Below are 14172 nucleotides of genomic sequence, written 5' to 3'. Positions count from 1 at the left end.
TGTATGATAAAGCGCCTGACAAACGATTGACTCTCATCCCAGTTCCAGCCTAGGTGGTTTTTTCGCTAAGCGGTATTATTAGCTAAGAATTAGGAGGGGAAAAGGCATGGATGAGATTGCAACAGCGCGATTAAACCGTTCTAGTCACAGGCTTTCAACGCTTATTGGTCATTTAGTGTTAACTGCTTTCAATAGCCGATAAAAAAGCCAAGGTAGTATTCGCCTTGGCTTTTTATTGTCTTTTACGCCTGCTTTTGTTCTATGGCTACGTGGCTTTTTGATCAGCGTTATCGAGGGGTAAACTCAGCACATTTAACGAATTGGGGTTTATTTTAATGACCAGTTCATCTGCCTCGGCATTTTCACCATCCACCACATAGCTTAAGCGATGTTCAGCGCGGATAATGATTTGCTTAGCGGTGAGATACTTAACATTTTCAGATTTAAACTCTTTTGTTAAACCACTGATGGCCAATTCAGACATTGTTAGTAAATGGTCATTTGGATTGTCTTGCTGTGGCATCCATGTGATATCAAGTAAACCATCTTGATAGTTTGGACTGCCGCCACCTTGAGCAAGCACGGTGGCAAAGGGGGCAGCGTTGGCAACGATGAAACTACTGGCTTCAATACTTTGTTCTTCTTGCTGATCAATTGAAACGCGCAAGTGTTGGGTTTCATTGGTATGCACCGCATCCCATAAGCCTTTCAAATAGGCAAACTGACCCCCTTCGTTCTTTTGGTCGCGATCGGCACTTTTGATCATTTGTTGCTCGAAACCTAAACCCACGACTAACAAGACTAATTTGTCGTTGCAGCTTGCGGTATCAATGGTTTGCACGTGTTTTGCAACAATGTGCTCGCAGGCCGTTTCAATTGGCAGCACCTTGCTTTTTGTGCCAAACAACACATGGGCGAGCGCATTTGCTGTACCTAAGGGAATAATACCCAATGTTAAATCAGTACCCACGATTTCTGCGGCAACTTCAGACAAAGTCCCGTCTCCACCACAGGCAACAAGGGTCGTTGCACCCTGCTCTATGGCTTTTTTAGCCAACATTGAAGCGCTCACCTCTTGGGTAGTTTCTTCGATATGCAATTGAAAATGGGGCGCCAAATTCTGTTCTATTTGTTCTCTATATTCCTGCCATTTGCCGCCGCCAGACACTGGGTTGGCAATCACCCAAATAGGCGAACTCAATTTTAGAATACCTGCGGCATGATATTTTTTTAGTGCTTTGAGTTGAGTGTGATTTAGGGCGGCAGTTTGGCGAATATCATTAATCCTGCTTAATGCATCTTCAACAGTTAAATCTTGGTATTTTGCTAGCAAGTACGCTGCAACCACTAAAACTGAGCGACCGCGGCCCAACGCACAGTGTACCGTCACCGCGCGCCCAGCACTGATTTGGTTTTGGATCCAGTGGATAGCGTGCACAAGCTCTTCTTCTTGTGGACTTTGATGATCCAGCACAGGCACATTGAGATAAGCAAGATCTTGATCTTGTGCTGACCAATCTAAGCCGTCAAATTCTGCGGTAACATCCAGAATAGCTTTGACTCCGCGGCCTTGTAGGTCGAGTACATCATCTGAAAATAGTCTGCAGGCTAAAAATAACTTGTCTTCTATTTGTTGGATAGCAGGGACCTTGTCATTTTTTCTAGACCACAGGTTGTATATTTGCACCCCTAGTAAAAAGGGAACAAAAAGCCAACGGCTATAAAGAGGAATGGAGCCGTTTTGCTTTTTCCGAAATATGCTGGGTTTTTGTAAGACATAGGCCGAGCTTACCGCTGCCATCGATAGAGCAATCCAGCCAAATCCCACTTTCAAGATCAGGAAGGGGCTGATAACGGCTAAAAGCAATGCCAGTAACGCGCCTGCAATATAATATTTAATGATGAACATGGCTGAGTAACCTCTTGAAGATAGTCTCGTAAGGTAGGCATAAAAAAGACCTGACACAAACCCAATGGAACCAATTAAGTTTATGCCAAGCCAAGGCTTACCAGTAGGGGTAAATTTTTACTTGCTTTGTGCCTGCATCTCTTGCTGATAGGCATCGGCTAATTCTTGCTTTTGATCGCCGGTCAATACTTTGCCTGCTTGCTGAAAAAATTCGCGTTCTTCTTCTTTGAGGTGATGAAGAACCTTATGTTGTAAGTTTTTCATGTGCGCCATCCAAGCTGCAGAACTCATATCTGCCTCCTCAACTTTTTCGATGAGCTCATCAATTTCGTGATGCTCTGCAACAGCGTGACGACAAGGCTCCATGGTATTGTCGAACTCCATCAGCGGAGCGTAAAAATAACGCTCTTCGGCTACTTCATGATGGGTTAAGGCTGCTTTAAGTTCTGCAAAATATTGCTTGCGGGTTTCGCTGCTTCCGGAGGTATCCATTAACTTATCTAACAATTCTCGTTGAATGTCATGGTCTTCACGTATTGCTTCAAAAATGTTCATTGTTACTCCTCAGCATCAGGTGCTGTTTGATATTTTCTATCCGTGACGTAACTATAGCGAAGAATATGCCAAGAAATGAATTCAACTTAACCAATTGATAAATAAGTTAAATTTAAGATAATTGAAATAATAATCAGGATGAGGGAGTAACAAGATAGGAAATATTTACAGTCAATGTGCAACTATTACCTTAAGAATATGACGAGCTAATCGGCAACTAATCGATAAGACTTTGCAGAGTGGACAAGTTTAAGGGTTTAAGCAAACTGCGACTGATATTTAAGGCACTAAGTTGAGATGCTTCTATCTGCGCCCCACTGACCACCACAATTTCTAATTCTGGGCTAATAGTTCGAATTTGTGCCGCGAGGGATAAACCATCGGTGTCAGGAAGGTGTAAGTCTAACAGTATCTTACATACTGGTAAGGAGGATTGTAGAACCGCTAAACATTCGGCGCCGGTAAACGCTAAGGTCACCTTTGCACCTAAACTTTCTAATAACAGCTTACTGACTTCTGCCGCGTCAACATCATCTTCGACCAACAATATGTGGGGCTCTACCTCGTCGATTTGCTCACCGCTTTCTTGCGCCGCTAAATGCATACTCATGCATTGATAAAGGGCCTTTTTATTGATTGGCTTGTGTAATACATCAGAAAAACCGATATCCATTAAAGAACGTTTAACCCCTTTGAGCGCTGCTGCGGTGAGCGCGATCACTGGCGCAGTAAAGCCCGCCTCACGAATTTGTGCGATCGCTTGTCTGCCGCCTAATACGGGCATGTGAATATCCATCAAAACCAAGGTAAATGGTGTATCTAAACTTAATGACTCATTACACATTTGTACGGCTTGCAAACCATTTTCAGCGGTGACCACTTGTAAACCAAAACCATCACATATTTTTTGGACCAACTGACGAATATCCGGTGCATCATCAACCACTAAAACACGCCCTTGTAATGGGTCATATTGTTCATTGTCTTGATTAGTATCTGCCTTTACAAAGTGTAATTCAGAGCGTGGAACGTCACTGATATCACCGGGCTCTATTGCAAAACGAAAGCGACTGCCTTTACCCAGCTCTGATTCGACACTTAATTCACCGCCCATGCGTCTGGCCAGTTCAGTACAAATTGCCAAGCCAAGACCGGCTCCCCCTTCTTTACGGGTAACGATATCTTCTACCTGTTCAAAGGGTTTGAATATTGATGCCAAGCGTTCTGCGGGGATACCGATGCCTGTGTCAGCCACTTCAAAAAATAGCAGCTCTTTTTGCTCGACCCATTCGGTCCATAACTTGATGGCGACTTGACCGTGATCGGTAAATTTTATCGCGTTATAGCTTAGGTTAATTAAAATCTGACGTAGGCGGGTACTGTCAGCACGGATTCTTTCTGGTAGGGCATGTGGCGCAGTAATGACCAAAGATAAGCCTTTGTCTTGCGCATTAATTTGCAGCAAATAAAACACATCTGCAATAAAACTGTCTAGGTTAATCTCACTAGGATTTAATTCTAATTTGTCAGCGGCAATTTTGGATAAATCGAGTACATCGTTTAACAAACTTAAAAGGTGTTTACCGTTACTCAAAATAATATTTAACTCAGAGCGTGACTCTTTTGCCTTTTCGCCTTGCAAAAGCAGCTCGGTATAACCAAGAATTGAAGTTAAGGGTGTGCGTAATTCGTGACTTAAATGCGCTAAAAATCGGTCTTTTGAACGATTTTGCGTTTCAGCTTTTAGACGCTCTAAACGCTCAGACGCCACTTCATTGCGAGCCAAGGCATAGCGAATTGCTCGAGCAAAGCGACCAGTCGAAATATCTTCTTTATTGATGTAATCAACTGCACCCGCGTCTTGGGCTAACTTATCAAGATTGTCGTCATCTTGCCCAGTCAGCATGATAATGGGCGTCATGCAACCTAGCTTGATGGCTTGACGTAAGACATCTAAGCCACTTTGCGCACCAAGTTGAAAGTCTAACAAACAGATGTCGAACTCTTCTTGGCTTAGCTTTTCAACGGCGACTTTAGGGTTGGTTACCCAGTGAATATCGAATTGGTATGAATCAAGTTGCTCGAGAGAATCGCTGGTGAGAATATAATCATCCTCATCATCTTCAACCATCAAAATGCGTGCGACTTTACTCATACCAAGACCTGTTGGTTCAGTCATTATCTGCCAGCGGCAACTCGACAAACTCAACCCAATATTGACCAATGGCTTTCATTAAACCCACTAAGCCTTCAAAATTAACCGGTTTGGTGATGTAGGATGCGGCACCCGACCCATATCCTTTAATCATGTCTTCTTCTTGTTTTGAGGTGGTTAGAATGACAACGGGAATGCTGCGCAAATCAGGATCGGCTTTTATCTCTTGTAAGGCTTCACGTCCATCCATTCGGGGCATGTTGAGGTCTAGGAGAATAAGCCCGGGACGTGGATACAAATCTTTATCTTGATACTTACCTTCTCTGCGCAAATACTGCAGCAACTCAACGCCGTCTTCAACGCAATAAAGGCGGTTGAGTACTCGACTCTCATTTAGCGCATCCTGTGTTAATAAACGATCATCTTCATCATCGTCTGCCATCAATATGGTAATGCTACGGCTTTTACTAAAGGGCATGGTATTAGTCTCTCTCTAGGTTTAAAGGAGTAAGAATAGTAGGTAGCTTAATGATAAATTTGGCACCCTCACCTTCTACACTAAGGGCTGAAATTTCACCGCGATGGCGCTCAACAATACGTCGACACACGGCTAAACCAATGCCGGTACCTTTGTACTCTTCACGTGAATGCAATCGTTGAAACGGTGAAAATATCTTGTCTGCGTATTCTTGAGCAAAGCCGATACCGTTATCGCTGATGGTTAAAACGTGCCATTTTTCACTGACCAAAGCCTGCTCAGGCGTGGCATCAACTAATTGATAATTGAGGGTGATAAGGGGGGTAACATCGGCTTTTTTAAACTTAACGGCATTGGAGATGAGATTGAGTAAGAGCTGATAAATTTGGCTAGAATCACCATCGATCGTGGGCAGTTCACACGAAATGATCTGGGCATTTGATTCTTTAATGGCAATTTCTAAATCATCAATAATGGTTGCTATGGTGTCATTTAAGTCAACTTCGGCAAAGTCTTTACCTCGTGTGGTAATGCGCGAAAACTCTAATAAGTCGTTGATTAAGTCTGACATTCGCTCAGCGGCATTGTGCATACGGCTAATATAATCTGCGCCTTTCGCATCAATTTGATTAGCATAGGTTGAGCGTAGTCGATCGCCAAACGCTCTAATTTTACGTAAGGGTTCTTGTAAATCATGAGACGCGACAAAGGCAAAATCTTCTAATTCACGATTACTGCGTTGCAGCTCTTCAGCATAAATATCTAATTCGGCCGTTCGGGCTTGCACTTCTTCGGCTAAACGTTCGTTTTGATACTCTAGTCTTGCTCGACTTTGGCGATCTATACGGATATTCAAAATCGCTAAAAACACCATGCCTAGCAGTAATAAAGAACTGGTAATAGCTGAAATCACGAAGGTCACACGCGCTTCACTTTCCGCACTGGACAGATTGGCAAACAGACTTAACCTAAAAAACTCTTCGGCTTCTACTATCTCGGCAAATTGTTCGCGAATACTCGCGTAGATATTTTTTCCTCGTCCGGTCAGGACGATTTTCAAAGCAGCACTTTCTTTATCAGACAAAGCCAAATCAACGGTGTCTTTTAACTGTTTCATTTTGTCTTTGATTAGCGTTAACAGGGTGGCAATACGGTTTTCTTGCTCAGGTAACTCGGGTTCTAGGTTTGCAACTGAAGAAAGTTGCATCGCCAGATCATTAAGCGCTTCAGTGTAAGGAACAAGGTAAGTCTCGTCCTCGGTAAGTAAATAACCACGCTGACCCGTTTCAGCAGATAAAACTAGCACATGCAGATCATTGAGGGCATTCAGCACATTACCTGAGTTGACTAAGCTACTTTGCGTGATCGAGAGTTTGTTGATGATATTTCGGGTTAGTACGGCATTACCTACAATCACACTCAAGGTAATGATAGAGATCAAGGTCCAGGTTATTTTAGTGTTTTCTAACCAACTTATTCTGCGCATGGCCTACTCACTATCCTTGTGCTCGGCAATGAGTTGTAAGTGCTGGCTGCATTCTTGGCAACCTTGAATGATTTTATCCAAAGCCGCCAACGCTTTTTCCTTGGGCATATTGTTTTCTAACACCAATTTGATCAATTCAGCGTTCATCGAAATTTTATTTAGTGGCCCTCGAACATCATGCACTAATTTTCTCAAGTCTTTGTTGTCCTCAGGCATCAAAGTCTCCGTACGCATGCAAACGGTTATACAAAGTTTTAGTGCTGATCCCAAGCATTTCTGCCGCTAGGGTTTTATTACCATCTACTTTTTCTAAGGTGGCGCTAATCAATAAACGTTCAACATCTTCGATTGTTTGACCCGCAGTAATACCACTTGATTTGGTTTCTTCGCGAGCAAAAGGTGACTCAAAATGGGCTGGCAATTCCACTTTACTGCCTTGCATGTCTGACATAATAAACGCGCGGTGCACGGCATGACGTAGTTCACGCACATTTCCGGGCCAATGATAAGCAGACAATTTATTTAATTGCTCGCCAGACCAGGTTAAATTGGCATTATATTCTTCATTCAACTCCCTTAAAAAAACCTCGGCTAAAAGAGGTATATCATCACTACGCTCACGCAGTGGGGGAATATCAATAGGAAACACTGCCAATCTAAAATAGATGTCTTCGCGTAAGGCTTTGCTTTGTGCTAAGTCACTGAGGTTACGGTTGGTTGCCGACACTACGCGACAGTTCACGTCAATTTCAGTGGTACCACCTACCCGAACAACTTTTTTAGACTCGAGTACTCGTAAAAGTGTGGGTTGCATATCTAAAGGCATTTCGGTCACTTCGTCTAGAAATAATGTGCCATTTTCAGCGCGTTCAAATACCCCTATTTTTCGTCCAACTGCCCCAGTAAATGAGCCTTTTTCATGACCGAACAATTCACTGCCTATTAGCTCTTTAGACAAGGCTCCACAGTTAGTTGCTACCAGTGGCCCTTTCACTTTACTGGCCTCATGAATCGCTTTTGCAAACACTTCCTTACCTACACCGCTTTCACCCATTAACATGATATTTGCTGGCGTTTGCGCCACTCGTTCAATCATAGTGTAAAGCGCCTGCATCACTTTTGATTCACCAATGAGGCAACCAAAATGCAAAGTAGGACCAGCTGAAGTTGCATTAGATGTTTTCTTTTTTGCTGACTTGCGCGATAAGGCTGACTCAAGATCTTCACGTTGCAGTGGCTTAAGAAGATAATCCACTTTGGGCCCACACAGTCCAGCCAGCATGGTTTTCACCGAGGGATGGCCTGTAATCATGGTGATATAAGGAGAGGAGCTCAGCTTTTTGACGTGATCAATGAGGTGCAGACCACTACCATCTGGCAACATAAAATCGAGGAAGATATGATCAAATTCATTAAACTCTAATATCTGATACGCTTCGGCAAGATTTTGTGCCGTCGTAACGTCATGGCCCAGAAATTCAATTATCTGACTGGCTACATCGGTAAAATCGTTGTCGTCATCAACCAATAGTACGTTTAACACACTGTCTCCCTACATTTTTTAAATATAATGTGGCGAAGATATCAAACTTCAATGGAGCTTGCCCACCAAAATATACATAATTCAGTAAGAAGGCAGAAAATAAACGATAAAGTGCGCAGTTAATAAGCGAACTAGCACAGAAATGACTAAAACGGGTTGTTGCCGCGCACGGGTGGGCTGCCTAAGACTCAGGACTCTCAGTTGGCTCATTTGCCGATTTATGTGGTAACGAAACAATAAATTCGGTGCCCTTACCAACGGTACTATTTACATCGATATTACCACCATGGTTTTTAATAATATTGTACGACAAAGATAAGCCTAAACCCGTGCCACTGCCCACCGGTTTGGTGGTAAAAAATGGGTCAAAAATCTTAGACAAATTGCTGGGACTGATGCCTTGACCGGTATCTCGAATACTTACTTTTTGCCAATCACCATCTGTATAAACCCGAATATAAATGTGTCCGCTACCTTCAATCGCTTGGGCAGCATTGAGAATTAAGTTCATGAACACCTGATTGAGTTGCATGACCATACAATAAAGAGGAGGGATACCCTCTTGGTAGTCTTTTACTAATTCCACCTTGTATTTAAATTGGCTGTTAATGATCTTTAAGGTACTTTCTATCCCCTCAACGACATCAGATACAGCCCATTCATTGGTGTCTGAATGTGAGAACTCTTTTAAACTTTTTACGATTTCTTTGACCCGCACCGCGCCATCTAAAGACTCACTAATTAAATCAACAATATCCTCTTTAATGTAATCAAATTCTGCTCGTTCATAAAAATCATTTTTTAAACGTTTGAATTTCATTTCACCGCTTTTATCTATTAACTTTGCGGCAAAGGTGCCAACTTTAATAAGCTTTTCAGCATAGTCTTGCAAGCTTTGTAAGTTGGAATAAATAAAACCAATGGGGCTATTAATTTCATGGGCAACACCGGCGGCTAGCTGACCTATTGAAGCCATTTTTTCTGACTGAACGAGTTGGGTCTTGGCTTCTTCCAATTTTCGAATAAGCCTTGCTTGTTCTTTATGCTCTTTATCGAGCTCTTCTGCCGCTTTGGATAAATCGGAATAATAACTGGCTTGCGCGGTGACATCTTGAATGGTGATGCAAACATATTGCACCTCTTGCTGTTCGTCCATTAGGGGTAACACTTCCATATTTTGGTACATCAGGGTCTCTTCACCTGTAATTGGACGAGAGCTTTGAAATTCAAAAATATGGGGGCGTTGTTCCCAGTAAGAAAAACTCTCATTTTTCAGAATAAAAACACTGTGAATTTTCTTTTTTAAAAAGCGAGCTTGTTCGGGAAATATCTCCAAAATTGATTTGCCGATGACGTCGGTTTCTTGTAGGTCTAAACGATCAGAAAAAAAATCGTTCCAAAATACGATCTGGTACTGAGCATCGACAATACAGGCCCCCATGGGTAGTTTGCGTAGTAAACTCTCCAACAACTCGGGATTGTGCATGCGGGATTATCCTACCAAAACATCTAAGCTTTTCTTCAGGGTCAAGATAGAGTTTTCTTCCATACAAATCATCACTCTTGCATTAAAACTAAAACTCTCAATGCTAAAGGTCACTTCAACCAGCAAAGCAGTACTCCAGCTATACACCGACTTTTCTGAAGCAGAAGGGTTGAATAACGTGGGCATATTGAGGTTAGTTTTAAGTTCAAGCTGTGAAGACAATCCACTTAAACACGCACCAGACAGAATATTCGTTAGTTCAAGGATCAATTCTTGAGTTTGCACTTCCGTCAGTGGCATATCGTAATCCATCAATTCGGCCAGGGCTTCACAACCATTTTTACCGATTAAAGACAGCACCTCACCTTTGATTTGCCCTAAAAAAGACTGTCGTGCATACCACGTCACCTTTCCAAAGCTGAATATTTCCGCTAAATCACTAGGGCTTGCCTCACTGATAGTTGGAATTGAAAGGGTAATTTGTGTGTCAATTAACTGCGCTAAAGAGCGGGCGGCTTGGCCCATGGAAATGTTCATCATCTCCTGCAGGGCATCTCTTTGGTCTTCTGATAATAATGTCTGATTCATAGGAGACCTACTTCATGTAAGGTTTCTCTGAGCTCTTCGGCTTTTAAAGGTTTTTGCAAAAAACGAAATGCACCAAGAGAATTAACTAATTCTACTGACTTAGGTTGAATATCCGCACTGATGACAATGACAATCGTTTTTTGATGATGACTCTTTACATATCGTAATACATCAAATCCATCTAGCACTGGCATGGTTAAATCTAAAAAGAGAATATCAGCTAATCCTGCCTCCACCGCATCGATGGCTTCCTGCCCATTGGTAGCCTCAGAAATACTTACATCCCAATCTTCAGGAATAGCGCGACGAACATTTTTACGAGAGAGGGCGGAATCATCCGCAATGGTTACCGGTATTGGCATATTAATAGTCCTATTTACAGCATTAAAAAGGTAAGACATCAAAGCAAAGATAGTTCAAAAAGTAGATTAATGAAGCGCTTTAGGAAAGTTTAGTCATAAATTTTTTTGAAAAACAACGATGGAAAAATGCATAAATAAAAACGGAGCACATCGGTGCTCCGCTTATAACTACTGTTTACCTGTACGCCCACCACTTACAGCGAATATTTGACACACCATCCTTATTACGCAGCCTTTTCTTGTTTGACCGGCACACTTTGGCGGATCAGGTAGTCAAAGGCGCCAAGGGCTGCGTTAGCACCATCACCCATCGCGATAATAATCTGCTTGTAAGGAGAGGTCGTCACATCACCGGCGGCAAAAACGCCGGGAATAGAGGTTTCACCTTTATTGTTGACCACTATTTCTCCGCGTTGATTCATATCGATATCGCCCTTCAACCACTCAGAGTTTGGTACTAAACCAATTTGCACAAAAATGCCTGAAAGCTCAATATGTTTGCTACTAGCGTCGGTTCTGTCTGTGTAATTCAAACCAGTAACCCGTTCTTTATCTCCCACCACTTCGGTAGTTTGAGCATTGAGAATAATCTCAATATTTTTCATTGAGTTCGCTTTATCTTGCAGTACTTTGTCGGCACGTAATTTACTGTCAAATTCTAATACGGTGACATGCTCTACAATATTGGCAAGATCAATAGCCGCTTCGATTCCAGAGTTACCGCCACCAATAACCGCTACACGTTTACCTTTAAATAAGGGACCATCACAGTGAGGGCAATAAGCGACTCCCTTGCCACGATACTCTTTTTCACCCGGCACATTCATTTCGCGCCATCTGGCCCCTGTCGCTAAAATAACGGCTTGACTGCTCAAGGTTGCGCCGTTGGCAAGTTCAACCTTAATCACATTACCGAGTTCGCTAGCTACTCTAGTAAGTTTAACCGCTTTATTGTCCGCCATGATATCAACAGGGTAGTCTTTAACGTGCTCTTCTAAACCTGAAACCAACTTAGGACCTTCAGTGGCCTTGACCGAAATAAAGTTTTCGATCCCCACCGTTTCAGCGACTTGACCACCAAATTTATCTGCCACAATACCGGTGCGTAAACCTTTACGTGCAGTGTAGATAGCCGCTGCTGCACCAGCAGGACCGCCACCAATGATCAACATTTCAAAAGGTGCTTTTTGCTTAAGCTGCTCAGCCTGTTTTTTGCCCGAACTGGGATCAATTTTTTTCAACACTTGGTCAATGCTTACGCCGCCTTGGCTGAAAACTTCACCGTTTAAATAAACACTGGGCACAGCCATGATATTACGTTCGGTGACTTCATCTTGAAACAAGCTCCCATCAATCATGGTGTGGCGAATATTAGGATTGAGAGCCGCCATCATGTTAAGGGCTTGCACCACGCCCGGACAGGTTTGGCAACTTAGTGAGACAAAAGTCTCGAACTCGAATTCACCTTCAAGTCCTTTAATAAATTCAATTTGCTCTTGGGTAATTTTAAGAGGATGACCACCGCTGTGCAGCAGTGCTAACACCAAAGAGGTAAACTCATGCCCCAACGGAACACCAGCAAAGGTTATTTTAGTGTTATTAACAGCAGAAACCACCTGCATCGAAGGCACTCGCACATGTTTGTCTTGTTGTGGTAGCACTTTGACTAAATCTGATAGCTGTGCGATTTCCTTAGCCAATTCACTTATTTCATCTGATTTTTTAGGATGGGCAGAAGTATCCAAGGCAATATGTAATTGCACTTCGGTTTTTAAGTTCTGCAAATAGGCTTGTAATTGAGCACTTAATTTAGCGTCTAACATGTGTGTACTCCTTTGAGCTAAAGACTGCTGAAAACATAACCTTGATACTGGTGACACTTGGCCACCAGTATCAAAGCGTATTGCTTATTAAATTTTACCGACTAGGTCTAGTGAAGGAGCAAGTGTTTCGCTACCTGGCTGCCATTTTGCTGGACACACTTCACCATCGTGACTGGCTACGTATTGAGCTGCTTGTACTTTACGTAACAATTCAGCAGCAGAACGACCAATGCCTAAGTCATGAATTTCAGCAACTTTAATAACACCTTCAGGGTTAAGTACAAAGGTACCGCGTAGAGCAAGGCCATCTTCTTCAATCATCACGCCGAAGTTACGAGTGATTCTGCCCGTTGGGTCACCGATCATTGGAAAAGTAATTTTGCCAATGGTGTCTGAAGTGTCATGCCATGCTTTATGCGTAAAGTGAGTGTCAGTTGACACTGAATATACTTCAACGCCCATCTCTTGTAATTGTGCATAGTAGTCAGCTAAATCGCCTAGTTCAGTAGGACATACAAAGGTGAAGTCAGCTGGGTAAAACATAAAAATTGCCCACTTGCCCAAAACGTCTTTTTCAGTGACGTCAACGAACTCGCCGTTTTTGAATGCAGTTGCTTTGAATGGTAACAAGCTAGTATTGATAATAGTTTGAGTCATGTTGATTCCTTAATAATTAGTTTGGCTTGGAGTAAATCTCGGAAAGGATAATATGACGTTGACGAATACTATTAAAATTGATGTATTAGATTGATTTAATCGATTTATTTAATGAGGGCTCACCTACTGCACAAAACCATCTTAGTGCTTTCCCCCCTTGCTACTGAACCGACTACCCTCAGCGCCTTATTTCGTCTCAGCATGAAGCCACAAAAAACATCATGGTCAAATTCACCAAAAAGTAGTCAATTATTTAAAACTGGGGAAGCTCCCACGACACCCAGTCATAGCCAAAATCATAAAAAAACCATCAAACTACTGATTTATATAACATTTTTAAACTTGGCACTGCCATTGCTCTAGCTAGTTCAGGTGACACCAAAATCAAATCAAATAAACTTAAGAGGCTTACATCATGAAAAAATTAACTCAATCAATTGCTATTGTTTCCCTAATTTGTGGCTCTATGGGCTTGGCTCATGCAGAAAGTGACTTCGTTGCATCGGACAAAGGTACCAGCACTGAAATATGCATGGCAGCGGCAGAAGGGAAAAAGTTTAAGTTGATGAGCACCATCAAAGATGCCGGTTTGAGCAAACGCTACGTCGAAACAAAAATACAGTGCAATCAGCTTAATTTTGTGGAATTTGTCGCGCAATACAGTAAAGACGCTGACAAAATTAATCACTTTATTACTAACGGTAAATACCATGACGCTGCGGTCATTGCGCAAGTAGCGGCGCACTAAAAGCTTGATGAGGTATTTTAGCTCTCCTTAGTTGGCCTATCTGTCGTACCAACTAAGGCGTGCGCTAAAATTTTCATTGGCGATGAAATCGATTATTTAACCTCAACTCGGGTTAATGAGTTGTCGGAATTTATCAAAAAAATAATAATATCAAGCAGTTAGTCATTATCTTACAGAGTTATAGAGCATAAACCTCGCCCACTAGTGAAATTTTTGTGCTTATCAAGGCGGTTTTCCGTACGCAATAGCGCGCTATTGGTAGGAAAACCAACGACGATAGGCGCAAAAATAGCGCCAGTGGGAGGCGCTGCTTAAACCGAGTTGAGGTTATTTAACTATATCTTGGTTTAACACTTCAGCCGCTTGCTCTAAACTCCCCAAA

Annotated in this window: 13 protein-coding genes; 1 reads left to right on the top strand and 12 read right to left on the bottom strand. The window is 42.4% G+C overall.

Annotation, left to right across the window (positions count from 1 at the left end; translation table 11 throughout):
• Nucleotides 1-265: 265 nt before the first annotated feature.
• The 12 genes from NWQ57_RS22320 to ahpC form a co-directional block, all read right to left on the bottom strand.
• Nucleotides 266-1909, bottom strand: a complete 1644-nt coding sequence (locus NWQ57_RS22320) for a diacylglycerol kinase family protein (protein WP_306024402.1) — start codon at nucleotides 1907-1909, stop codon at nucleotides 266-268.
• A gap of 117 nt (nucleotides 1910-2026) precedes the next feature.
• Nucleotides 2027-2464, bottom strand: coding sequence for a hemerythrin domain-containing protein (locus NWQ57_RS22315; RefSeq protein ID WP_306024401.1), 438 nt, complete (start codon nucleotides 2462-2464; stop codon nucleotides 2027-2029).
• 217 nt (nucleotides 2465-2681) lie between these two features.
• Nucleotides 2682-4643, bottom strand: coding sequence for a response regulator (locus NWQ57_RS22310; protein WP_306024400.1), 1962 nt, complete (start codon nucleotides 4641-4643; stop codon nucleotides 2682-2684).
• The gene (locus NWQ57_RS22305; protein ID WP_306024399.1) at nucleotides 4636-5097 is read right to left on the bottom strand and encodes a response regulator; all 462 of its coding nucleotides are present in this window, start codon (nucleotides 5095-5097) and stop codon (nucleotides 4636-4638) included. Before NWQ57_RS22305 ends, NWQ57_RS22310 begins: the two co-directional genes overlap by 8 nt.
• 4 nt (nucleotides 5098-5101) lie before the next feature.
• The gene (locus NWQ57_RS22300; protein ID WP_306024398.1) at nucleotides 5102-6583 is read right to left on the bottom strand and encodes a CHASE3 domain-containing protein; all 1482 of its coding nucleotides are present in this window, start codon (nucleotides 6581-6583) and stop codon (nucleotides 5102-5104) included.
• A 3-nt stretch (nucleotides 6584-6586) separates the two neighbouring features.
• The gene (locus NWQ57_RS22295) at nucleotides 6587-6799 is read right to left on the bottom strand and encodes a histidine kinase (RefSeq protein ID WP_306024397.1); all 213 of its coding nucleotides are present in this window, start codon (nucleotides 6797-6799) and stop codon (nucleotides 6587-6589) included.
• Entirely contained in the window at nucleotides 6792-8126 is a 1335-nt protein-coding gene (locus NWQ57_RS22290; RefSeq protein ID WP_306024396.1) for a sigma-54 dependent transcriptional regulator, read from the bottom strand. Before NWQ57_RS22290 ends, NWQ57_RS22295 begins: the two co-directional genes overlap by 8 nt.
• Before the next feature lie 181 nt (nucleotides 8127-8307).
• A complete protein-coding gene (locus NWQ57_RS22285) occupies nucleotides 8308-9612 on the bottom strand; it encodes an ATP-binding protein (protein ID WP_306024395.1) in 1305 nt (434 codons plus the stop codon).
• A gap of 6 nt (nucleotides 9613-9618) precedes the next feature.
• Entirely contained in the window at nucleotides 9619-10200 is a 582-nt protein-coding gene (locus NWQ57_RS22280) for a chemotaxis protein CheC (RefSeq protein ID WP_306024393.1), read from the bottom strand.
• Entirely contained in the window at nucleotides 10197-10562 is a 366-nt protein-coding gene (locus NWQ57_RS22275) for a response regulator (RefSeq protein ID WP_306024392.1), read from the bottom strand. Before NWQ57_RS22275 ends, NWQ57_RS22280 begins: the two co-directional genes overlap by 4 nt.
• A gap of 224 nt (nucleotides 10563-10786) precedes the next feature.
• Nucleotides 10787-12385, bottom strand: coding sequence for an alkyl hydroperoxide reductase subunit F (ahpF, locus tag NWQ57_RS22270; protein WP_306024391.1), 1599 nt, complete (start codon nucleotides 12383-12385; stop codon nucleotides 10787-10789).
• Between the two features lie 87 nt (nucleotides 12386-12472).
• Complete coding sequence (gene ahpC / locus NWQ57_RS22265) at nucleotides 12473-13042, bottom strand: alkyl hydroperoxide reductase subunit C (RefSeq protein WP_306024390.1); 570 nt, start codon at nucleotides 13040-13042, stop codon at nucleotides 12473-12475.
• A 415-nt stretch (nucleotides 13043-13457) separates the two neighbouring features.
• Here ahpC and NWQ57_RS22260 point away from each other — a divergent pair, with 415 nt between their 5' ends.
• Nucleotides 13458-13790, top strand: a complete 333-nt coding sequence (locus NWQ57_RS22260) for a DUF3718 domain-containing protein (protein WP_306024388.1) — start codon at nucleotides 13458-13460, stop codon at nucleotides 13788-13790.
• Nucleotides 13791-14172: the final 382 nt, after the last annotated feature.

Source organism: Paraglaciecola sp. (genome assembly GCF_030730205.1).
Taxonomy (GTDB): Bacteria; Pseudomonadota; Gammaproteobacteria; order Enterobacterales; family Alteromonadaceae; genus Paraglaciecola.
The sequence above is the reverse complement of the archived record's forward strand: the minus strand, read 5'-3'. Positions and strand labels throughout refer to the sequence as shown.